The sequence below is a fragment of the Frigoribacterium endophyticum genome, assembly GCF_011759585.1.
Taxonomy (GTDB): Bacteria; Actinomycetota; Actinomycetes; order Actinomycetales; family Microbacteriaceae; genus Frigoribacterium; species Frigoribacterium endophyticum.
In genome coordinates this window covers 466513-487197 of sequence record NZ_JAAOYV010000001.1, presented here as the reverse complement: position 1 = coordinate 487197, position 20685 = coordinate 466513, and the positions used below count along the sequence as shown (strand labels likewise).

General features: G+C 72.7%; 22 protein-coding genes and 1 tRNA gene. 6 read left to right on the top strand and 17 right to left on the bottom strand.

What is annotated here, in order from left to right; translation table 11 throughout:
- Positions 1-120: 120 nt before the first annotated feature.
- The 8 genes from FHR77_RS02355 to FHR77_RS02320 all read right to left on the bottom strand — a co-directional run bounded on the left by FHR77_RS02355 (position 121) and on the right by FHR77_RS02320 (position 8710).
- A complete protein-coding gene (locus FHR77_RS02355; RefSeq protein ID WP_167258510.1) occupies positions 121-1086 on the bottom strand; it encodes a TolB family protein in 966 nt (321 codons plus the stop codon).
- Between the two features lie 15 nt (positions 1087-1101).
- Positions 1102-2115: a sugar phosphate isomerase/epimerase family protein gene (locus FHR77_RS02350; protein ID WP_167258508.1), complete on the bottom strand. Its 1014-nt coding sequence runs from the start codon at positions 2113-2115 to the stop codon at positions 1102-1104.
- 120 nt (positions 2116-2235) lie between these two features.
- Positions 2236-3342, bottom strand: coding sequence for a Gfo/Idh/MocA family protein (locus FHR77_RS02345; RefSeq protein ID WP_424955664.1), 1107 nt, complete (start codon positions 3340-3342; stop codon positions 2236-2238).
- 59 nt (positions 3343-3401) lie between these two features.
- Positions 3402-4241: a carbohydrate ABC transporter permease gene (locus FHR77_RS02340; RefSeq protein WP_167258506.1), complete on the bottom strand. Its 840-nt coding sequence runs from the start codon at positions 4239-4241 to the stop codon at positions 3402-3404.
- Positions 4234-5232, bottom strand: a complete 999-nt coding sequence (locus FHR77_RS02335; protein ID WP_082514255.1) for a carbohydrate ABC transporter permease — start codon at positions 5230-5232, stop codon at positions 4234-4236. Before FHR77_RS02335 ends, FHR77_RS02340 begins: the two co-directional genes overlap by 8 nt.
- Before the next feature lie 77 nt (positions 5233-5309).
- The gene (locus FHR77_RS02330) at positions 5310-6641 is read right to left on the bottom strand and encodes an extracellular solute-binding protein (protein WP_167258504.1); all 1332 of its coding nucleotides are present in this window, start codon (positions 6639-6641) and stop codon (positions 5310-5312) included.
- Between the two features lie 180 nt (positions 6642-6821).
- Positions 6822-7976, bottom strand: coding sequence for a Gfo/Idh/MocA family protein (locus FHR77_RS02325; protein ID WP_167258502.1), 1155 nt, complete (start codon positions 7974-7976; stop codon positions 6822-6824).
- Positions 7973-8710 (bottom strand): TIM barrel protein, encoded by a 738-nt coding sequence (locus tag FHR77_RS02320; protein ID WP_167258500.1) that lies wholly within the window; start codon positions 8708-8710, stop codon positions 7973-7975. The genes FHR77_RS02325 and FHR77_RS02320 overlap by 4 nt, the downstream gene beginning before the upstream one ends.
- Positions 8711-8884: 174 nt before the next feature.
- Here FHR77_RS02320 and FHR77_RS02315 point away from each other — a divergent pair, with 174 nt between their 5' ends.
- The 3 genes from FHR77_RS02315 to FHR77_RS02305 all read left to right on the top strand — a co-directional run bounded on the left by FHR77_RS02315 (position 8885) and on the right by FHR77_RS02305 (position 12004).
- Entirely contained in the window at positions 8885-10075 is a 1191-nt protein-coding gene (locus tag FHR77_RS02315; protein ID WP_167258498.1) for an ROK family transcriptional regulator, read from the top strand.
- Between the two features lie 88 nt (positions 10076-10163).
- Positions 10164-10868, top strand: a complete 705-nt coding sequence (locus FHR77_RS02310; RefSeq protein ID WP_243861360.1) for a YqaJ viral recombinase family protein — start codon at positions 10164-10166, stop codon at positions 10866-10868.
- Between the two features lie 170 nt (positions 10869-11038).
- Positions 11039-12004, top strand: a complete 966-nt coding sequence (locus tag FHR77_RS02305; protein ID WP_424955523.1) for an NADP-dependent oxidoreductase — start codon at positions 11039-11041, stop codon at positions 12002-12004.
- Between the two features lie 31 nt (positions 12005-12035).
- On the opposite strand, the gene FHR77_RS02300 is transcribed toward FHR77_RS02305, so the two are convergent.
- From FHR77_RS02300 to FHR77_RS02275, 6 genes are all read right to left on the bottom strand, one after another.
- Positions 12036-12572, bottom strand: coding sequence for a GNAT family N-acetyltransferase (locus tag FHR77_RS02300; RefSeq protein ID WP_167258496.1), 537 nt, complete (start codon positions 12570-12572; stop codon positions 12036-12038).
- Positions 12573-12707: 135 nt separating this feature from the next.
- Positions 12708-13397: a 50S ribosomal protein L1 gene (rplA, locus tag FHR77_RS02295; RefSeq protein ID WP_043592944.1), complete on the bottom strand. Its 690-nt coding sequence runs from the start codon at positions 13395-13397 to the stop codon at positions 12708-12710.
- Between the two features lie 100 nt (positions 13398-13497).
- Positions 13498-13929, bottom strand: coding sequence for a 50S ribosomal protein L11 (gene rplK / locus FHR77_RS02290; RefSeq protein WP_056053026.1), 432 nt, complete (start codon positions 13927-13929; stop codon positions 13498-13500).
- A gap of 178 nt (positions 13930-14107) precedes the next feature.
- Positions 14108-15199 carry a transcription termination/antitermination protein NusG gene (gene nusG, locus FHR77_RS02285; protein ID WP_167258494.1) on the bottom strand — a complete coding sequence of 364 codons (1092 nt, stop codon included), beginning with the start codon at positions 15197-15199 and terminating at the stop codon, positions 14108-14110.
- An 86-nt stretch (positions 15200-15285) separates the two neighbouring features.
- Positions 15286-15567, bottom strand: a complete 282-nt coding sequence (secE, locus tag FHR77_RS02280) for a preprotein translocase subunit SecE (protein ID WP_167258492.1) — start codon at positions 15565-15567, stop codon at positions 15286-15288.
- Between the two features lie 136 nt (positions 15568-15703).
- Positions 15704-15776: transfer RNA gene (locus FHR77_RS02275), tRNA-Trp, on the bottom strand.
- Positions 15777-15932: 156 nt separating this feature from the next.
- Here FHR77_RS02275 and FHR77_RS02270 point away from each other — a divergent pair.
- Positions 15933-17135, top strand: coding sequence for an aminotransferase class I/II-fold pyridoxal phosphate-dependent enzyme (locus FHR77_RS02270; protein ID WP_167258490.1), 1203 nt, complete (start codon positions 15933-15935; stop codon positions 17133-17135).
- A gap of 109 nt (positions 17136-17244) precedes the next feature.
- Here FHR77_RS02270 and FHR77_RS02265 read toward each other — a convergent pair whose 3' ends face one another.
- Genes FHR77_RS02265 through FHR77_RS02255 form a run of 3 tightly spaced genes read right to left on the bottom strand, consistent with a single transcriptional unit; the run spans position 17245 to position 19210 of the window.
- On the bottom strand, positions 17245-18336 hold the full coding sequence (locus FHR77_RS02265) for a UDP-N-acetylmuramate dehydrogenase (RefSeq protein WP_424955522.1): 1092 nt from the start codon (positions 18334-18336) through the stop codon (positions 17245-17247).
- Positions 18333-18764 carry a MaoC/PaaZ C-terminal domain-containing protein gene (locus FHR77_RS02260; RefSeq protein ID WP_167258488.1) on the bottom strand — a complete coding sequence of 144 codons (432 nt, stop codon included), beginning with the start codon at positions 18762-18764 and terminating at the stop codon, positions 18333-18335. Before FHR77_RS02260 ends, FHR77_RS02265 begins: the two co-directional genes overlap by 4 nt.
- Positions 18761-19210, bottom strand: a complete 450-nt coding sequence (locus tag FHR77_RS02255; RefSeq protein ID WP_056053010.1) for an FAS1-like dehydratase domain-containing protein — start codon at positions 19208-19210, stop codon at positions 18761-18763. Before FHR77_RS02255 ends, FHR77_RS02260 begins: the two co-directional genes overlap by 4 nt.
- 231 nt (positions 19211-19441) lie before the next feature.
- On the opposite strand from FHR77_RS02255, the gene FHR77_RS15815 reads away from it, so the two are divergent.
- A complete protein-coding gene (locus FHR77_RS15815) occupies positions 19442-19651 on the top strand; it encodes a DUF3072 domain-containing protein (RefSeq protein WP_056055668.1) in 210 nt (69 codons plus the stop codon).
- A 115-nt stretch (positions 19652-19766) separates the two neighbouring features.
- Positions 19767-20612, top strand: coding sequence for a UbiA family prenyltransferase (locus FHR77_RS02245; protein ID WP_167258484.1), 846 nt, complete (start codon positions 19767-19769; stop codon positions 20610-20612).
- Positions 20613-20685: the final 73 nt, after the last annotated feature.

The window sequence follows — 20685 nt, the reverse complement described above, 5'->3', positions numbered from 1 at the left end:
GTGGTGGCGCCATGCGTGAGCCGTGCACTGCTCACCGGGGCCTCATCGGCGACGCACGGGGTCGCACCAGGGTCGCGTCCGGGTCGCACCGACGTGCTGCCCGCGGTCGTCGCCCCCTGCTCAGCCCCGCGGGTAGTCCGCGCAGGCGAAGCGCCGCGAGTCGGGCGCCCAGCACGGCACGTTGACCGTGCCCTGGCCGCCCTGCAGCGCCCGCAGGGTGAGCGGCTCGGCGCCCGGCACCGGCAGCCCGTCGTCGCCGAGCGGCATCGTCCGCAGCTCCACGTCGCGGTCCGCCGGGTGCCCGGTGGTGCCCGGCTCGTACGCCAGCCAGAGCAGCGTGCGGCCGTCCGGCGAGGGGTGGGGGAACCAGTTCACCCGCTCGTCGTCGGTCACCTGCACGAGGTCGCCGCCGTCGGGCGCGGCCCGGAAGAGCTGGGCGTGCCCGGCGACGCCGCCGGAGGCGCGCTCCGAGTTCCACCACAGCCACCGACCGTCGGGCGAGAACTCGGGGCCGTCGTCGGGGTGCTCGTCGGCGGTGACGGCGGTCGCGGTGCCGTCGGCCACGGATACCAGGGCGACGTCCGTCCGCCAGCCGGCCCGCGCCTCCTCGCCGTCCGGGTCGTCGACGGGCGCCGGCAGGGCGCCGACGACCACGCTGAGCTGCGTGCCGTCGGGCGAGACGCCGTGCAGGTAGTTCTTGTGGTTCCGGCGCGGAGGGTGGTCGCGCGTCACCCGACGGGCGCTCCCGCCCGGCTGCACCCCGTCCCACGGCACCTCGTACAGGTGCCCGTCGCGGGCGCTCACCACGACGGTCCGCTGGTCGGGCGCGATCACGTGGTCGTTGTTGATCTCGGGCACGTCGCCGAGCGGCACGGGCACGAGGTCGGTCTCGTCGGCGTCGCGGGCGTCGGCCGGCAGGCGCCAGAGCAGGCCGTCGCCGTTGACGACGAGCCAGCGGCCGTCGGGGCTCCAGTTCGGGGCCTCGACGAGCACGCGCCCGCTGCGGAAGGCGACCTCGGCTTCACCGGTGACGGCGTCGACGACGAGGAGGCGGCTGGTCTGGCCGGGGAGGAGGAGTCGGGGCACGGGTCGGTCTCCCTGCTACTGGTTCGAGAACGCGGCGTCGAAGGAGGCGGCGGGCCGGGGCCAGAGCAGCGAGCGCACGTGGGCCAGGGCCTCCGGGGCGCCGTGCAGGCGGTCCATGCCGGCGTCCTCCCACTCGATCGAGATGGGGCCGTCGTAGCCGACTGCGTCGAGGGCGCGGAAGGCGTCCTCCCAGGGCACGTCGCCGTGCCCGGTCGACACGAAGTCCCAGCCGCGGCGCGGGTCGCCCCACGGCAGGTGGGAGCCGAGCACGCCCGAGCGGCCCGACGTGGGGCGCACGCGCGTGTCCTTGCAGTCGACGTGGTAGATCCGCGACGCGAAGTCGGTGATGAAGCCGACGACGTCGACGCCCTGCCAGAGCATGTGCGACGGGTCCCAGTTGAAGCCGAACGCCTCGCGGTGCTCGATGGCCTCGAGCGTGCGCACGCTCGTCCAGTGGTCGTAGGCGATCTCGCTCGGGTGCACCTCGTGCGCGAACCGCACCCCCTCGGCGTCGAACACGTCGAGGATGGGGTTCCAGCGCGTGGCGAAGTCCTCGTAGCCGGCGTCGATGACGCTGGCGGGCACGGGCGGGAACATCGCGACGTACGGCCAGATCGCCGACCCGGTGAAGCCGACGACGGTGTCGACGCCCATCTTGCGGGCGACGCGGGCCGCCCGCTTCATGTCCTCCGCGGCGCGCTGCCGCACGCCCTCCGGGTCGCCGTCGCCCCAGGTCGACGGCCGCAGGATCGCCTGGTGGCGGAAGTCGATCGGGTCGTCGCAGACCGCCTGGCCCGTGAGGTGGTTCGAGATCGCCCAGACGCGCAGGCCGTGGCGGTCGAGCACGTCGAGGCGCGAGCGGAGGTACGCGTCGTCCTGGTCGGCCCGCTCGAGGTCGAGGTGGTCGCCCGAGGCCGCGATCTCGAGGCCGTCGTAGCCCCAGCCCGCGGCGAGCGCCGCGACCTCCTCGAGGGGCAGGTCGGCCCACTGGCCGGTGAACAGGGTGACGGGGCGGGAGCTCTCGCTCATGGGGTCCTCTCCGGGCGGGGCGGGTGGTGCGGCGGCGGCGCTGGTGCGGGCCGGCAGGGCGGGCGGAGGCGCGGGTGCCGAGCGGGCGTCCCCGCCAGCATGGCAGGGGGCGCGGTCGCGTCAGGGCACGTCGACCCACCGGCGCCCGGCCGCGGCGGCCAGGACGCCCTCGGTGACGCGGATGGCCCGGAGGCCGTCGTCGAAGGTCGGCAGCCCCTCGGGCGTGCCGCCGTCGACCGCGTCGTAGACGTCGGCGACGAACGCCGCGAAGGCGTCCACGTAGCCGAGCGGGTGGCCCGCGGGCACGATCGACAGGCGCGCGGCGTCGGGCGACAGGGCCGCTGCGTCGCGGGCCAGCACCTCGGTGCCGCGGCGACGGCCGACCCACAGGGTCTCGGGCTCCTCCTGCGAGAACTCGAGGCTCTCGACCGTGCCCGCGACGTCGATGAGGAGGCGGTTCTTGCGCCCCGGCGCGACCTGCGACACGAAGAGGGTGCCGATGGCTCCCCCCGCGGTCTCGAAGACGACGGCGGCCTCGTCCTCGGTGTCGACGGGCCGGCCGCCGCGTTCGCGGTGCACGGTCGTGGTCGTCGACGACAGGCGCACGAGGCGGCCGGCGTCGCCGAGCACGAACTCGAGGAGGTCGACGAGGTGGCTGCCGATGTCGGCGAAGGCCCGAGACGGGCCCCCGGCGGCCGAGTCGACGCGCCAGTCGACGTCGTCGCTCTCGAGCAGCCAGTCCTGCAGGTAGCTCCCCCGGACGCTCAGCACCCGGCCGGTGTCGCCGCGCGCGATCCGGGCCCGCGCCTCCCGGACCATCGGGTGGTAGCGGTAGACGAAGGGCACCGCGGCGACGCGGCCCGCGGCGGAGGCGGCGGCAACCAGCGCCTCCCCCTCCTGGCTCGTCGTCGCCAGGGGCTTCTCGCAGACGACGTGCTTGCCGGCCCGGAGCGCGGCGAGCGCGACCGGGGCGTGGCTGGCGTTCGGCGAGCAGACGTGCACGACGTCGACGGCGGGGTCGTCGACGAGGTCGGCGACCGACGCGTGCGCCCGCGCGACGCGGAGCGAGGCCGCCGCACGGGCGGCGCTCTCCGGGGTCGACGACGCGAGGGCCACGACCTCGGCACCGGCGGTGCGGGCGGCGGCGGCGTGGACGCGGGCCATGAAGCCGCCGCCCACGATGCCGACGCGGACGCGCCCGGGCCGGGAGGTGCCTCCGGCCCCCACGGCGGCGGCGGGGCGGGCCGCCCCGGCCGTGACGACCGGGGCGGCGCCTCCCGGCCGGGTCACTTGACCGCGCCCGAGGAGAGCCCCGTGATCAGGTGCTTCTGCACGAGCATGAAGCCGATCAGCACGGGCAGTGAGACGACCACCGACGCCGCCATCAGCTGGTTCCAGTAGACGTCCTGCTGCGACGCGTACGCGCGGAGGCCGATCGACAGGGTCCGCGTGTCCTTGCTGGTCAGGACCGAGGCGAAGAGCACCTCGCCCCACGCCGTGATGAAGGCGTAGACGGCGACCGCGATGATGCCGGGCTTCGCGACGGGGATGATGACCCGGAAGAGCGCGCCGAGGCGACCCGTCCCGTCGATCATCGACGCCTCCTCGAGCTCCTTCGGGATCGAGGCGAAGTAGCCCGTCAGCATCCAGATCGAGAACGGCAGGCTGAACGTCATGTAGGTGATGATCAGCCCGAGGTAGCTGCCCGTGAGCTGCACCCCGACCGTGCGCTGGATCTGCACGAAGATGAGGAAGAGCGGCAGCAGGAACAGGATGCCGGGGAACATCTGGGTCGACAGCACCACGAGGCTGAAGCTCCGCTGCCCGCGGAAGCGCAGGCGGGCCAGCGAGTAGGCCGCCAGCACCGCCATGGCCACCGAGAGCACCGTCGCCGAGACCGTGACGATGAGGCTGTTCTTGAAGTAAGACGCCAGCGGCACGGTCTGCCAGATCTGCATGTACGGCTCGAGCGTGACCCGCGTCGGGATCCAGGTGAAGAGCCCCTGGACGTCGGCGAGCGGCTTGATCGACGTCGTCAGCACCACGTACAGCGGCACGACCACGACGAGCGACAGGAAGGCCAGCCCGAAGAACCGGAAGATCTTGAAGCCACGGGTCTCAATCATCGTGCTGTCCCTTCGGGAGAACCATGCGGATGTAGAACGCCGACGCGATCAGCAGCACGATCAGGAGCATCACGCTCATGGCGCCGCCGAGGCCGAAGTTCCAGTTGTTGAAGCTCTGCTGGTAGATCAGCGGCGAGATGAGCGTCGCCTGCTCGGGCGAGGCCGGGCCGAACAGCACGTAGGGCACGTTGAACTGGTTGAAGATCCAGAGGCTCATGATGAGCAGCAGCACGGCGTTGGCCGGCTTCACCATGGGCAGCGTGATCTGCGTGAACTGCTTCCAGAGGCTCGCGCCGTCGAGGCTCGCGGCCTCGTAGACGTCACCCGGGATGTTCTGCAGCGCGGCGAGGAGCATGAGGAAGGCGAACGGCCAGAACTGCCAGGCCGTGACGATCACGATCGCCCAGAACGAGTTGCCGCCGAGCAGCCAGAACGGGCGGTCCTGGAGGATGCCCAGGTCGTCGACCAGGAACCGGTTGATGGCCCCGTCGCGCTGGTTGAACATGAAGGCCCAGGCGATCGTCCCGACGTAGGACGGCAGGGCGTAGGGCACGAGGAAGAGCGTGCGGAGGATCCCGCGGCCCTTGAACGAGCTGGTGAGCAGCACTGCTCCCAGCATGCCCATGCTCCAGGCGATGGCCACGACGATGACGGTGAAGAGCAGGGTGCGGCCGAGGGCCCCGTAGAGCTGGCCGGCGATCGGCGAGCTCGGGTCGAGGGCCGTGACGAAGTTGCGGAGGCCGACGAAGGGCGCGTTGACCCAGTTGGCGATGCTGAGCTGGTTGAGCGTGATGAACGCGATCCAGACGCCCAGCACCATCGGGATGATGTGGACGAGCAGCTCGGCGAGGGCGGCGGGCGCGACCAGGAAGTAGGCGAGCGGCGAGCGGTGCGCCTTGCGCTTCTGGGCGGGCTGGAGGGGCGCCGCCTGGTGGCGGTCGGGCGGGGTCGCCTCCTCGGCGGGGGCGGGCGGCAGCAGGTTGACGGTCATGAGGGTCCTCTCGGGTGCGGGTGCCGGGGCGGCCGGTCGTGGTGACCGGCCGCCCCGGCGCGCGGCGGTGGGACGGGCTACTGACCCGAGCTCATCTGGCTGGCCGCGTCCTCGAGGGCCGACTTGACGTCGTCCTCGCTGACCGACTCGCCCTGGGCTGCAGACGCGAGGAGGTCCTTGATTGCCGTGCCGACGAGGGTCTCCATCTGTCCTTCAGAGGGGTAGAGGGGCATCGGCTGGGCGTGGTCGGCGAGCGTGACCTGCTTCAGCTTGATGGCCTCCGACTGGAACGCCGGGTCGTCGTACGCCGCCGTGACGACGGGCAGCGCGCCGAACGACTCGTTGAGGTACTTCTGCTCGTCGTCGCTCGTCAGGTGCTTCACGAAGTCGATCGCGGCGTCCTTGTCGTCGCTGTTCTCGAAGACGCTGATGTTGATGCCGGCGACGTGGCTCTGCGTGCCCTCGAGGCCGGTGGCGTCGGCGGACTCCATCGGCACCGGAGCGGCCGCGTAGTCGGTGAAGTCACGGCTCTTCAGGTTGTCGGTCGGGGCCTGGTCGAAGAACATCGCGGCCTGGCCGTCGGCGAAGGTCGCCGCCATGTCGGAGCCGTTGACGCTCTCCGCGTCGGAGGGCGAGACCACCTTGTCGACGGCCATCAGGTCCACCCACTCCTTGACGCCGGCGACGACGCCGTCGTTGCCGAAGTCGGGCTCGCCGTCCTCGTTGTACAGCTCGCCGCCGTTCTGCAGGCCGCGGACGAACGCCTGGTGAGCGTTGTTCGAGATGCTCGAGCCCGCCATCGTGACGCCCCACTGGTCGATCTGCCCGTCGCCGTCGGTGTCGATGGTCAGCTTCTTGGCGTCCTCGACGAACTCCTCCCAGGTGGCGGGCGGCTCGGTGATGCCGGCGGCCTCGAACATGGCCGTGTTGTAGTAGAGCGAGTACGCGAGGCCGTAGAGCGGCACGGAGGTCGGGGCCTGGCCCTCGGCACCGCCGGTCGCGAAGCTGGACTGCACGAAGCGGTCCTGGCCGCCGATGGCCTCGAGGGCGTCGCCCTCCCACGGCACGAACGCGCCGCTGGACTGCAGCGACACCGCCCAGGTGTTGCCGATGTTGAGCACGTCGGGGCCCTCCCCGCTCGAGACGGCGGTGAGGATGCGGTTGTAGAGGTCGGACCACGGGATGACCTCGAGGTCGACCTTCACCCCGGTCTCCTCGGTGTACCGGTCGATCGACTCCTGCAGCACCTCGGCGTCGCGCTCGACGGTCGGTGCCTGGTTGCTGGCCCAGTAGGTGATGGTCTTGTCACCGCCGTCGCTGCCGCCGTCGGCGGAGCAGGCGGTCATCGATCCGGCTGCCACGACGCCGACGGCGAGGGCGGCGACCCAGCGGAACTTCTTCGTGTTCATGTCTTCTCCTGGTGTCTCATCTTCGAGAGGTCTCTTCATCGAGTGGGGGAAGTGCGGTGTTCGGGGTGCTGCGGTGGTGCTGTGCTGCGGTGGTGCTGTCTCGGTGGTGGGCTGGTGAGGGGTGGGGGCGGGTGCCCCCGCGGCGGGCCGGCCTCGTCGTCGACGCCGGCCCGTCGACGACTAGCTGAGGGTGGCGACCGACGGGTCCCAGTCCTCGGGCAGCTCGGGCGTCGGCTCGAGCGACGACGCCACGACGACGCTCTCGTCGCGCTCCGCCGACTCGGCGAGCGAGACCATCACGTCGAGCACGTGGAAGGCGAGCTCGCCGGGCACCCGCTCGCGACGGCCGCCGCGGATGGCCTGGGCGAGCTCGGCGACGCCGGTGCCCCGGGTGAAGGTCGACCCCGACGCCGGCACGACGGTCGGCTCGTCGCCGCCCGTGTGCACCAGCGTGTCGCCGTCGAACATGTTCGGGTCGGGGAACACCGCGGTGCCCTCCGTGCCGGCGATCTCGACGAAGCCGGCGCGGGCCAGCTTCGAGTCGAAGCTGAAGACGGCCTGCGCGCTGGCGCCGCTCTCGAACTGGAGCAGGGCGCTGACGTGCGTCGGCACCTCCACCGGGAACTCCGTGCCGGCCTTCGGGCCCGAGCCGATCACGCGGGTCTCGCGGGCCTTCGACGACGTCGCGGTGACCTTCGCCACGGGGCCGAAGACCTGCACGAGGGTCGTGAGGTAGTACGGGCCGACGTCGAACATCGGGCCGGCGCCGTGCGCGAACAGGAACTCCGGGCTCGGGTGCCACGACTCGGGGCCGGGCACCTGGAAGAGCGCGAGGCCGGTCAGCGGGGCGCCGATGTCGCCCTGGCGCACGACGCGGAGCGCCGTCTGCAGGCCGGCGCCGAGGAAGGTGTCGGGGGCGACGGCGACCCGGACCCCCGCCTCCTGCGCGGCCGCGAGCAAGCGCTGCCCGCTCTCGCGGTCGAGCGCGTAGGGCTTCTCGCCCCAGACGTGCTTGCCGGCGGCGACGGCGGCGAGGGCGACCTCGACGTGGGCGGCCGGGATGGTCAGGTTGACGACGATCTCGACGTCGTCGTGGGCGAGCAGCTCGGCGACCGAGCCGCTGCCGGGCACGCCCCACTTCTCGGCCTGGGCCGCGGCGCGCTCCTCGTCGATGTCGGCGATGAACAGCACCCGGAGGTCGGGGAACTGCGTGAGGTTGCCGAGGTACTGGTCGCTGATCACGCCGGCGCCGACGACGCCGATGCCGACCGGCCCCGTGCGCGGGGCTCCGGACGAGGAGGCGGTGGCCCGGTCGGCCGTGGTGGTGTCGGTCATGCGCGGACTCCCTGGAGGTACTCGAAGCTGTCGGCGAGGGCGGTGAGGACGTCGCCCGCGTGGTCGTCGAGCTCGACGACGGCGAGGGCCTGGGGCGCCGCGCGCAGGATGTCGCGGACGGGCATGCTGCCGCGGCCGACCGCGACCTGCTCGGAGTCGTCCTTCGTCAGGGGGCCGTCCTTCACGTGGAGGAACTGGACCTGGTCGCCGAGGCGGGCGAGGAGCTCGGCCGCGCCGACGCCGCCGACCTCGACCCAGTAGGTGTCGATCTCGAGCACGACGGTCGGGGGCAGGGCGGCGGCGAAGACCTCGAGGGCGGGGGTGCCGTCGATCGTGTTCTCCAGCTCGAACGCGTGGTTGTGGTAGCCGACCGTGAGCCCGTGCTCGGCGGCCTGCTCGGCGATGCGCCCCAGGTCGGCGGCGACCGACTCGACGTCCTCGCGGGTGATCCAGCGGGTCTCGTCGACGTGGGGGTCGATGACCGTGGAGACGCCGAGGCGGACGGCCGCCGCGAAGATGGGCTCGAGGTCCTGGCCGACGAGCTTGGCGTGGGCGCTCGGCGCGGTGAGCCCGGCCGCCGGCAGCGCCTCGGCGTACTCGTCGACGCGCTCGACGAAGCCCCAGGGCTCGACCTGCGTGAAGCCGATGTCGGCGAGGCGGCGGAGGGTGCCGGGCAGGTCGGCCGCGATGGCGTCCCTCACCGTGTAGAGCTGGACCGAGATCGGTGATGTCACCTGGGAGACTCCTCTTCGAGTAGGTGGATGCGGGTGGTCCACCCCCCGACGGGGGTCGATCACCGCTGATCGAGACCGACGATAGGACCACTTCTGTCGGAGCGCAAGCAAAAGTCGACGAATGATCGCCACCCTTGTCTCGAGGGTCGTCGGGGCCTGTGCTTTACTGCCTTCATGTCCGACACGACGCGGCCGTCCGCCCTCGGCAGCACGGGAGCCAGCGAGCTCTTCCAGCTGCTGCGCGACGGCAGGCCGCGCACCCGGGCCGAGCTCGCGGCGATGACCGGTCTCGCCCGCTCGACGATCGGTCTGCGCCTCGACGCGCTGAGCGCCCTGGGTCTCGTCGGCCCCTTCGCCGACGCCGTCTCGACCGGCGGTCGCCCGCCCTCGCGCGTCGCGATGATCCCGTCGGCCCGCGTCGTGCTGGGCGCCGACTTCGGCGCCGGCCACCTCACGACCGCCCTCACCGACCTGATGGGCGAGGTGCTGCTCAGCCGCCACGTCGAGCTCTCCATCGCCGACGGGCCGGAGGCCGTGCTCACGACGATGGTCGCCGAGGCGGACACCCTCCTCGCCGACCTCGGCCGCAGCCGCGCCGACCTGATCGGCGTCGGCATCGGCCTGCCCGGCCCCGTGCAGTTCAGCACCGGCCGCCCCGTCAACCCGCCGATCATGCCCGGGTGGGACGGGTTCGACGTGCCCGGCTGGGTGCGGCGTCACCTCGACGTGCCCGTGCTCGTCGACAACGACGTCAACATCATGGCCCTCGGCGAGCGGAGCCACGCCTTCGCCGGCACCGATCACTTCCTCTTCGTCAAGGTCGCCACGGGCATCGGCTCGGGCATCATCTCGAGCGGGCGCCTGCAGCGGGGCGCCCAGGGCATCGCCGGCGACATCGGCCACGTGCAGATCCCCCGCGGCGCGGGCATCCCCTGCCACTGCGGCAACGTCGGCTGCCTCGAGGCCGTCGCCTCCGGCCCCGCCATCGCCGCCTCGCTGCGCCGCACCGGCCGCGACGTGCCGGGCGGCAAGGAGGTCATCGACCTCGTGCGCGCCGGCGACCTCGACGCGATCATGGCCGTCCGCCAGGCCGGGCGCGACCTCGGCGAGGTGCTGACGGCGTGCGTGAACCTCATCAACCCGTCGGTGATCGCCATCGGCGGCTCCATGGCCCAGGCCGGCGAGCACCTCATCGCCGGGGTCCGTGAGGTCGTCTACTCGCGCTCGATGCCCCTCGCCACCGAGCACCTCAGCATCGTGCAGTCGAGGGCCGGCGACCGCGCCGCGATCATCGGGGCGAGCATGCTCGCCATCCACCACGCGCTCTCCCCCGCCGCCATCGACGAGCTGGCCGCCGCCGTCTAGGCCGATCACCCCGCCGGCGTCGCACGACGTCGAGACACGAGGAGGCGCGGTGTCGCACCCGCCGCCTCTCCGGTGAGAGCATGGAGGCATGTCGATCGTCCAGCCCATGCTCTCCCTGTGGGACGACGAACCGACCCCGCCTGCGCCTCCGACACGGCCCGCCCACGAGCAGCGCGTGCTCGCCGACTCGAGCGACCGGATCGCGTGGCTCCGGGCCCGGAGCCGCGGCATCACCGCGACCGACGTCGCGCGGCTCTCGAGCCCACGGGCCGTCCAGGCCGTGGTGCTCGACAAGCTCTACGGCAACGGCTTCGGCGGCAACGCCTACACCGACCACGGCCGGGCCCGCGAGCCCGAGATCGCGCGTTGGGTGCTCGCGGAGCACCGCATCGCGCCGAGCTCGAAGCTCTTCCACGCCGCCGACCGACCGCGGCACCTCGCCACCCCCGACGGCGTGGCCGTCCGGGCCGACGGCGCGGTGGAGCTCTGCGAGATCAAGACGACGAAGAAGGCGTGGACGAGCATCCCCCGCTCGTACCTCCGCCAGGTGTTCTGGCAGCAGTACGTGCTCGGGGCCGAGCGCACGCTCGTCGTCTGGGAGCAGCACGTCGACTTCGTGCCGCTCGACGCCGTGCCGATGTGCCGGTGGGTCGACCGCGACGACGACGAGATCCACCGCCTCGTCGGCCTCGCCGACACCGTGCTCGACACCCTGGCGCGCCAGGCTCCGGTCGACCCGTTCGCCCCGGGCGTGCGAGCCTACGAGCCGCCGCCCTACGACCCGCTGCGCTGACCCGCTCGCGCTGACCCGCTCGCCCTGACCGCTGCCCTCCCCCGCGACCGCGGCGAGGTTTTCCGCCCCCGTGACGCGGCCGAAACACGACCGACCCATCCGCCCTGTCTGATGGGTCATGCAGGGAGCCTGCTCGTCACCGAGCGCTCCGCGACGACAGGGAGGGTGCGATGACGCACACGACGATGCGGGCCATGGTCATCGAGCGGACGGGCGGGCCCGAGCAGCTCGTCGCGGCGGAGGTGCCCGTGCCGACGCGGGTCGGCTCGGAGGTGCTGGTGCGGGTGCTCGCCGCCGGGGTCAACCGGGTGGACGCGGAGGCGCGGGCCGGCCTGGGCGACAGCGCCGGCGTCCCGGTGTTCCCGGCCGTGCTCGGGCACGACTTCAGCGGCGTCGTCGTGGAGGTGCCCTACGCGGCGCACGCGCTCCACGTGGGCGACGCCGTCTACGGCATGGCGCCCTTCCCCCGCGCGGGCGGCAGCTACGCCGAGTACGTCAGCGTGCCGTCGTCGTCCGTCGCGCGGAAGCCCGCCGCCCTGTCGCACGTCGAGGCCGCGGGCGTGCCGCTGGCCGCCCTCACCGCCTGGGGCATGGTGGTCGACGTCGCCAAGGCCCACGAGGGCCAGCGCATCCTCGTGCACGCGGGGGCCGGGGGCGTGGGGCACTTCGCCGTGCAGATCGCCGCCTACTTCGGCGCGCACGTCGTCGCGACGGGGTCACAGCGGAACGCGGGCTGGCTCCGTGAGCTCGGGGCCGCCGAGGTCGTCGACTACGACGCCGTCGACCTCGAGCGGACGGTGCGCGACGTCGACGTCGTGGTCACCCTCGTGGACGACGTCGCGGTGGCCGAGGCTAGCCTGCGCGTGCTGCGGCCCGGCGGCGTCGTCGTGCACGCCCCCACCGCCTCCTTCGCCGGGGCCTCCGTCGCGGCCGAGGCCGCCGGCGTCCGGACCACCGGCTTCGCCGTGAGCCCCGACGCCGCGACCCTCTCGGTCATCGCCCGGCTGCTCGACTCGGGCGACCTGCGCGTCTGGGTCGACGACGTCTACGACCTCGACGAGGCGGCCGACGCCCACACCCGGCTGGAGCGCTGCCACACGCGCGGCAAGCTCGTCCTCCGCGTCGCCGACGAGTGACGTCGCGTCGGGCGGGGGCCGGTGCGGGGGCCTAGAGGCGACGCTCGAGCACGAAGTCGGCCTGCGGGTCGTCGCCGAGGGCGAAGGTGCGGGTGCCGACGCGCTCCAGGGCGTGCTTGGCGTAGAAGCGCAGTGCACGGTCGTTCTGCTGGTTGACGCCGAGCCACACCGAGGAGGCGCCCGTCGCGCCGGCCGCGTCGATGGTCGCGGCCATCAGGGTCGACGCCGCGCCCGTCCCGTGCCCCTGGGGCATGACGTAGAACTTGCTCAGCTCCACCGTCGGCCGGGACGACACGGCCGCGGCGACGTCGGCGTCGGTGGGGTCGCCCGCCACGAGCATGCTGTAGCCCAGGGCGCCCGCCGTGGCCGGGTCCACGGCCAGCAGCACCGTCCGGGAGTCGTCCGCGAGGTACCGCGAGAAGGCGTCCTCCGACAGGGTCGTCGTCACGACGCGCGCGATGTCCGTCAGCGACGAACCGGGCGGGCAGGCCAGGGGGAAGGTCACCGCCGCCACCTCGGCGAGCAGGGCGGAGTCGGCGGGCGTGGCGGGGCGGACGATGACGGTCATCTGCCCATGGTGCCGCACCCGCGCCTCCTGCCCTGACCAGGGACGCCCCGGCACACGTCGACAGGCACGACGAAGGCCGCCCCACTCGAGAGTGGGACGGCCTTCGGGCGACTCTGCGCTCTGGGTCGGTGAGACCTAGAAGACGTTGATGTCGAGGGGGATGCCGGGACCGAAGGTCGTCGACAGCGTGCCCTTGGTGATGTAGCGGCCCTTGGAGGAGGACGGCTTCAGACGGACGACCTCTTCGAGGGCGGCGTCGAGGTTGGTGTTCAGCTGCTCTTCCGAGAAGCCGGCCTTGCCGATGACGAAGTGCACGTTGCTGTGCTTGTCGACACGGAACTCGATCTTTCCGCCCTTGATGTCGTTGACGGCCTGCGCGACGTTCGGGGTCACGGTGCCCGTCTTCGGGTTGGGCATGAGGCCGCGGGGGCCGAGCACCTTTCCGAGACGACCGACCTTGCCCATGAGCTCGGGCGTCGAGACGGCCGAGTCGAACGACGTGTAGCCGCCGGCGACCTTCTCGATGAGCTCGTCGCCGCCGACCTCGTCGGCACCGGCCGCGATGGCGGCCTCAGCGGCGGCACCCGTCGCGAAGACGATGACGCGGGCGGTCTTGCCCGTGCCGTGCGGGAGGATGACGGTGCCGCGCACCATCTGGTCCGCCTTGCGGGGGTCGACGCCGAGCTTGAGCGCGACCTCGACGGTCGAGTCGAACTTCTTCGAGCCGGTCTCGCGGGCGACGGCGACGGCCTCGCTGGTGCTGTAGAACTTGCCTGCCTCGATCTTCTCGGCAGCGGCGCGGTACGCCTTGGACTTCTGAGCCATGTTGGACCTCTTCGTACTGGGGACGTGGTAGCGAGCCTGGCCGGCTCTCCCACTGGTGTCTGGGTCGTGCAGGCGGGTCGCCTGCACGGAGGGGTGCTGCTTAGGCGTCGACCGTGATGCCCATGGAGCGGGCGGTGCCGGCGATGATCTTCGCCGCGGCGTCGATGTCGTTGGCGTTGAGGTCGGCCTGCTTCGTCGTGGCGATCTCGCGGACCTGCTCCATGGTCAGCGTGCCGACCTTGGCGGTGTGCGGGGTCGAGGAGCCCTTGGCGACGCCGGCGGCCTTCTTGATGAGCTCGGCGGCGGGCGGGGTCTTCAGGACGAACGTGAACGAGCGGTCTTCGTAGACCGTGATCTCGACCGGCACGACGTTGCCGCGCTGCGACTCGGTCGCGGCGTTGTAGGCCTTGCAGAACTCCATGATGTTCACGCCGTGCTGACCCAGGGCCGGGCCGATGGGCGGGGCGGGGTTCGCGGCGCCGGCGTTGATCTGAAGCTTGATCAGACCCGTGACCTTCTTTTTCGGTGCCATTGTTCTTTTCCTTCTTCTGGGGTTCGAGCCGACGGCGGCTGCCGCTGGCTCTCCCGGTGGCCCGTGGGGACGGACTCCGGTGAGGTGTCAAGACTGGGGGGAGGTGCGGACGAGGCCGGCACTCGACACAGCGTACTGGACGAGGGCGTGGATCACACCCCCGACGGGCGACGCGGTGCTAGAGCTTGGTGACCTGGTCGAAGCTGAGCTCGACCGGGGTCTCGCGCTCGAAGAGCGAGACGAGCACGGTGAGCTTGCCGCTCTCGGGCTTGATCTCGTTGATCGTGCCGGGGAGGCCCGCGAACGAGCCCTCCTTGATCGTGATCGTCTCGCCGATCTCGAAGTCGACCTCGGCGGGGATGACGCGCTGGGTCTGCTTGCCGCCCTTGGCGCCGCCCTTGGTGGCCGGGGCCGCCTCCTGCACCTGGACGAGGCTCTTCAGCATGTTGAAGGCCTCCTCGAAGCGGAGGGGCGTCGGGTTGTGGGCGTTGCCCACGAAGCCGGTGACGCCGGGGGTGTGGCGGACGACCGACCAGGAGTCCTCGTTGAGGTCCATGCGGACGAGCACGTAGCCGGGGATCCGCACGCGGGTGACCAGCTTGCGCTGCCCGTTCTTGATCTCGACGACGTCCTCCATCGGGACCTCGACCTGGTAGATGTAGTCCTCCATGGTCATGGAGACCATGCGGTTCTCGATGTTCTGCTTCACGCGGCGCTCGAAGCCCGCGTAGCTGTGGATGACGTACCACTTGCCGGGCTTGCCGCGCAGGTCGTAGCGGAACGCCTCGTACGGGTCGACCTCGGCCTCGTCGTCGACGTCCTCCGACTCGACGTCGACGGCCACGTCGTCGAAGGCGGCCTCGGCGTCGGCGTCCTGGACGGACTGCTCGGCCTCGGCGATGACGGCGTTCGCCCCGCTGGCGTCGCCCTCGGCGGCCAGCTCCTCCGCCTCGGTGTCGGCCTCGTCGTCGGTCGCCTCGACGGCGGCCTCCGCCTCGGCGGCGTCGTCGATGTCGAGCGCGTCGTCGACGACGGCGTCGGCCTCGGGGTCGGACGCCTCGTCCAGGGTGTCGAGCAGCTCGTCGAGGTCGCCCGAGTCGTCGGTGCCCTCGTCGCCCTCGTCGACGATCGAGATAGCGCTCTCCTCCGCCGAGCCCGCGTCGCCGTCGGTGTCGACGTCGAGGACGTCGCCCTCCTGGGTCTCGCCGACCTCCGAGGACTGCTCGGCGGCGGGGGCCAGGTCGATGTCGTCGCGCTCGTTCTCAGGCAAGGGTTCTTCTTCCGTTCGTGGGGTGTCGGGCCGGCGACCGCCGCGGCGGCCGCGTGGCGCGGTCGAGAGGACCGCGCGGTGTCGTGTCAGCTGCCGGTCGGGCCGTTGCCGAAGACGTACCCGACGGCGAGGCCGAAGAGGGAGTCCAGGCCGGTGACCAGGGCCATCATGATGACGACGAAGACGAGCACGACGCCCGTGTAGCTCAGGAGTTCTTTACGGGTCGGGGTGACGACCTTCTTCAGCTCACCGATCACCTGACGGATGAACAGCGCGATGCGCGCGAAGGGGCTGCGCCGGACGGCGACGTCGTTCTTCGCCTTCTCGACGACGTCCTCACTGGGGACGTCGAGGTCTTTTCTCGCCACTGTCTGGGTACCTTCCGAGCTCGGCCCGCGGGGCCTGGTGTCCGATGGACGGACAGTCGTCCGGGGACCGGACGGTCGTCCGGTGTCCCGGGCCGCCGCTCTGACTAGTGTCGGTCGCGACGACCCGGCCGGGCTGCAGGGCGGACAGGACTCGAACCTGCAACCTGCGGTTTTGGAGACCGCTGCTCTACCAATTGAGCCACCGCCCTTCGGGCTGACGATCAGGGCCCGGCGACACCGTGAGGCGCGCAGGAACTCCGCGCTCGTCGGCGCCTCGGCAAGTGTAGGCGAACGCCGACCCCGGTGCAAAGCCGACGGGCGGAGGCCCTGCCTCCTCCGGGGCCGCCGCAGCTAGGCTGGCCCCCGTGACCACGCCAGCGCGCCGCCTCTCGTCCCGCATCGCCTCCATCGCCCCGTCCGCGACCCTCGCGGTCGACGCCAAGGCCAAGGCCCTGCTGGCCGAGGGTCGGCCGATCATCAGCTACGGCCCGGGCGAGCCCAACTTCCCGACCCCCGACCACATCGTCGAGGCGGCGGTCGCGGCTGCCCGCGACCCGCGCAACCACCGCTACACCGCCGGGGCGGGCCTCCCCGAGCTGCGCGAAGCGATCGTCGAGAAGACCCTCCGCGACAGCGGCACGGCCGTCACGGCGAGCCAGGTCGTCGTCACCAACGGCGGCAAGCAGGCCGTCTACCAGGCCTTCGCCGCGCTCCTCGACGAGGGCGACGAGGTCCTCCTCCCCTCGCCGTACTGGACGACGTACCCCGAGGCCGTGAAGCTCGCGGGCGGCGTCACCGTCGAGGTCTTCGCGGGCGCCGACCAGCAGTACAAGGTCACGGTCGACCAGCTCGAGGCCGCCCGGACGAGTCGGACGAAGGTCCTGCTGTTCTGCTCCCCCTCCAACCCCACCGGGTCGGTGTACACGCCCGAGGAGGTGGCCGCCATCGGCCGCTGGGCCGTCGAGGCCGGCGTCTGGGTCATCAGCGACGAGATCTACCAGGACCTCACCTACGACGGCGTCGAGGCCGTCTCGATCACCGCCGCCGTGCCCGAGGTCGCCGACCAGGCGATCCTCGTCAACGGCGTCGCGAAGACCTACGCCATGACCGGCTGGCGGGTGGGCTGGATGGTCGGGCCCGCCGACGTGATCGCCGGAGCGTCGAACCTCCAGTCGCACCTGACCTCCAACGTCTCCAACGTCTCCCAGCGCGCTGCCCTCGCGGCCTTGACGGGCCCGCAGGACGACGTCGAGGCCATGCGCCTCGCCTTCGACGCCCGCCGGGCCGTGATCGTCCGCGAGCTGAACGCCGTCGACGGCATCGTCACCCCGACGCCGCAGGGCGCCTTCTACGTCTACCCCGACGTGCGGGGCCTCCTCGGCCGCGAGTGGGCCGGCAGCACCCCGACGACGTCGCTCGAGCTCGCCGACCTCATCCTCGAGCACGCTGACGTGGCCACGGTGCCCGGCGAGGCCTTCGGCCCGAGCGGCTACCTCCGCCTGTCGTACGCCCTCGGCGACGACCAGCTCCTCGAGGGCGTCCAGCGCCTCCAGCGCCTGTTCTCCTAGGCGGGTCGGGGCCGGCCGGCCGGGCTGGCCGGCTCCGGATCGGGCTGCTCCGGATCGGGCTGCTCTGGGCCGGCCTGCTCCGGGCCGGGCGACTCGGGGCCGGGGCGTCCTAGAGCGAGAGGCCGAGCAGCACGGGCTCGGGGTGCAGCACGACCCCGAACTCGGCCGAGACGCGCTGCTGCACGAAGCGCGCCAGCTCGGCGACGTCCGCCGCGGTGGCGCTCCCCCGGTTCGTCAGGGCGAGCGTGTGCTTCGACGAGATCGCCGCGCCGGAGCCCGGCAGCCGGAACCCCCGGCCGATCCCGGCCTGCTCGATCAGCCAGGCGGCGCTGAGCTTCACCAGGCCCGACGACGGAGGGGGCGGCGGTGCGGGCGCGTCGCCCAGGGGGACGACCCGCGCCTCCGGCTCCGGGTCGACGGGCCAGCGGGGCGCCGCCGACGGCAGTGCCGAGGCGACCTGACGCGGCACGATCGGGTTCGTGAAGAACGACCCGCACGAGGTCGCGTCGGCGTCGGCGGGGTCGAGCACCATGCCCTTGGAGGCGCGGAGGGCCAGCACGCTCGCCCGCACGTCGGCGACCGGCACCCGGTCGCCCAGCCCCACGCCGAGCGCCGTCGCCAGCTGCGGGTACGAGACCTGGGCGCTCGTGCCGCCGTCGTCGACGAGGGCGAACTCGACCGCGGTCACGACGCCGCGTCGGCCGCGCTTGAACACGCTCGTGCGGTAGCCGAGCCCCAGGTTCGCGGCGGGGACGCGGACGAACTCGCCCGTCTCGGCGTCGAGGAAGTCGACCGAGACGAGCGTCTGGGCGACCTCCTGGCCGTAGGCCCCGATGTTCTGGATCGGCGAGGCGCCCGTCGAGCCCGGGATGCCGCTGAGGGCCTCGAAGCCCGACCACCCCTGGTCGACGGTGTGGGCGACGAGGTCCTCCCACGGCTCGCCGGCCGCGACGCGGAGGTGCACGCGGCCGTCGACGTCGTCGAGGAGCTCGACGCCCCGGGTGGCGACCCGGAGCACGGTGCCGTCGAAGCCCTCGTCGGCGGCCAGGGTGTTCGAGCCGCCGCCGAGCACGAACCAGTCGTCGCCGTCGGCCGTGACCTCCCGGGCGAGCTCGACGAGCTCGTCGGTCGTGGCGGCCTCGACGAGCCGCGTCGGCTCGCCTCCGACGCGCATCGTGGTCAGGTCGGCGAGGGCGGTCACGCCAGCGTCACCACGACCTGCGCCTTGCCGAGCACGGTCTGGCCCGCGGACGACACCCGGAGGTCGATGCGCGCGGTGCCGGCCTCGGGGTCCAGCGCGCCGACCGTGGCCGTGACGGTGATCTCGGCCCCGTCGGCGGGGTCGACGACGACGGGTCGCGTGAAGCGCACCTGGTAGTCGCTGACCCAGCCCAGCACGCCGGCGTCGTCGCCCGCGCCGTCGAGCCACTCCACGACGGGCTGGACGGCGGTGCCCATCGTCAGCATGCCGTGGGCGAGCACGCCCGGCAGCCCGACCGACTCCGCGACGTCGTCGCGGTAGTGGATGGGGTTGAAGTCGCCGGAGGCGCCGGCGTAGCGGACGAGGGAGTCGCGGGAGACCGCGTAGGACTTCTCGGCGACCACGAGGCCGACCTCGAGGGCGCTCACGCGTCGTCCCCGCGCACGACGAGGGTGGAGACGGCGGTCACGACGTGCGCGCCCGTCTGGTCGACCATCTCGGAGGAGGCCGTGACCATCGCGTTGCCGCCGAGGGTCTTCACGCCGGTCACCGTGAGGGTGGCCGTGAGCTCGTCACCGGCGACGACCGGACGCGAGTAGCTGAAGCGCTGCTCGCCGTGCACCACGCGGGAGAAGTCGATGCCGGCGCCCGGCTCGGCCAGCAGCTGCGCGAGCGTGGCCTCCTGCACGACGACGGGGAAGGTCGGCGGGGCCACGAGGTCGGCGTGGCCTGCGGCGCGGGCCGCCTCGACGTCGAGCGAGAGCGGGCTCGTGGACGCGGTGGCGCGCGCGAACTCGCGCACCTTCTCGCGGCCGACGAGGTACGGCGGGGCGGACGGGAAGACCCGCCCTCGGAGCTCGGGGTTCACTGGCACCCGTCGAGTCTAGCCAGGGGCGACGTCGGGGACGGGGGGAGGCCTTCCGTCCAGGGAGGGCGGAGGCCTTTTGTCGGAGGGGCGGCGTACGTTCTCCCCATGAGCGACGCCAACATCGATCCCGACATCACGCCCGTCGATCCCGCGGCCCCCGAGGCCGACGAGAACGCTGCCTCCGGCCCCGCCGAGGGCTCCGACCAGTCGCAGGGCACCCCGCTCGCCGGCGCCACCCTGGGCGGCGAGCGCCCCGACTCCTCCAACACCGCCTCGAAGGACCCTGAGCAGTGGGTGACCGGCGACGAGCCGATCACCGGCCCGCAGGCGAGCTACCTCGACACGCTGGCCCGCGAGGCCGGCGAGGAGCTCCCGGCCGACATGACCAAGGCCGAGGCCAGCGAGAACATCGACCGCCTTCAGCAGAAGACCGGTCGCGGGGCCTGATCCCCGTCGGGTGACCCCGGGCCCGTGGGGCCCGGGGTCAACTCGTTCCGCACGGTGGGTCCTCCCGGCTCCTCCCGTCGTGCCGACCGGCCCGACCTCTGCCAGGCTGGGTCCGATGTCGACAGTCTCCGCGCTGGTGCGCAGCACCCACCCCGGCCCCACGGTGACCGTCACGCTCCTCAGCCTCGTGCTCGGCTTGGCCGTCTCGCTCGAGGCGGGCCCCCTCGTCGTGGTCACCGTCGCCGTGCTGGCGGGCCAGGTCTCGATCGGGCTCTCGAACGACCTCGTCGACCTGGACCGTGACCGCAGCGTCGGCCGGGCCGACAAGCCCGTCGCCCTGGGCCAGGTCTCACCCGGCGTGGTGGGCGCGGCCGCGGTCGCGTCCCTCGTCGTCGGTGTCGCCGCCCCGTTCCTCCTCTCGGTGCCCGCGGGGCTCGCCCACCTCGTGCTCGTCGCCTCCGGCTGGGCATACAACCTGGGGCTGAAGCGCACCGTCGCCTCCGTCGTCCCGTTCGTGGTGAGCTTCGGGCTGCTGCCCGCGGTGGTGACCCTCGCGCTCACGCCTCCCGCGCCTCCCGCGGCCTGGGCCCTCGGGGTCGGGGCCGTCTTCGGCGTCGCCATCCACTTCACCAACGTGCTGCCCGACCTCGGCGACGACGCGGCCACCGGCGTGGCCGGCCTGCCGCACCGCCTCGGCCGCCTGCCCGCCGGGGTGGTCGCCTTCGCCGCCCTCGCGGTCGCGGCCTGCCTCACGCTCGCGGGCCAGCTCGGCAGCGGGGCCACGGCCGCCGGCCCCGTCGTGGCCGTGCTCGGCTTCGTCGTCGTGCTCGGCATCGCCGCCGCGGGCACGGTCGTCGTCGTGCGGGGCGGCGACACCCGCCTGCTCTTCCGGCTGATCATCGTGGCCGCCCTCGTGCTCGTCGGGCAGCTGGCCCTCAGCGGCGCGGCGATCGTCGCCTGAGCCGCGCGGCGGACCCGGCCCCGGCCCCGGCGACCACGACCACGGCCACTGCCGCGATCGCGCCGCCCGTGAC

Excerpts from the sequence above, each read along its gene's own strand:
- FHR77_RS02350 (WP_167258508.1), bottom strand. The coding sequence starts at position 2,115 with ATGAGCGAGAGCTCCCGCCCCGTCACCCTGTTCACCGGCCAGTGGGCC.
- FHR77_RS02340 (WP_167258506.1), bottom strand. The coding sequence starts at position 4,241 with ATGATTGAGACCCGTGGCTTCAAGATCTTCCGGTTCTTCGGGCTGGCC.
- FHR77_RS02335 (WP_082514255.1), bottom strand. The coding sequence starts at position 5,232 with ATGACCGTCAACCTGCTGCCGCCCGCCCCCGCCGAGGAGGCGACCCCG.
- FHR77_RS02330 (WP_167258504.1), bottom strand. The coding sequence starts at position 6,641 with ATGAACACGAAGAAGTTCCGCTGGGTCGCCGCCCTCGCCGTCGGCGTC.
- FHR77_RS02325 (WP_167258502.1), bottom strand. The coding sequence starts at position 7,976 with ATGACCGACACCACCACGGCCGACCGGGCCACCGCCTCCTCGTCCGGA.
- FHR77_RS02315 (WP_167258498.1), top strand. The coding sequence starts at position 8,885 with ATGTCCGACACGACGCGGCCGTCCGCCCTCGGCAGCACGGGAGCCAGC.
- FHR77_RS02310 (WP_243861360.1), top strand. The coding sequence starts at position 10,164 with ATGTCGATCGTCCAGCCCATGCTCTCCCTGTGGGACGACGAACCGACC.
- FHR77_RS02305 (WP_424955523.1), top strand. The coding sequence starts at position 11,039 with ATGACGCACACGACGATGCGGGCCATGGTCATCGAGCGGACGGGCGGG.
- FHR77_RS02300 (WP_167258496.1), bottom strand. The coding sequence starts at position 12,572 with ATGACCGTCATCGTCCGCCCCGCCACGCCCGCCGACTCCGCCCTGCTC.
- rplA (WP_043592944.1), bottom strand. The coding sequence starts at position 13,397 with ATGGCTCAGAAGTCCAAGGCGTACCGCGCCGCTGCCGAGAAGATCGAG.
- rplK (WP_056053026.1), bottom strand. The coding sequence starts at position 13,929 with ATGGCACCGAAAAAGAAGGTCACGGGTCTGATCAAGCTTCAGATCAAC.
- FHR77_RS02245 (WP_167258484.1), top strand. The coding sequence starts at position 19,767 with ATGTCGACAGTCTCCGCGCTGGTGCGCAGCACCCACCCCGGCCCCACG.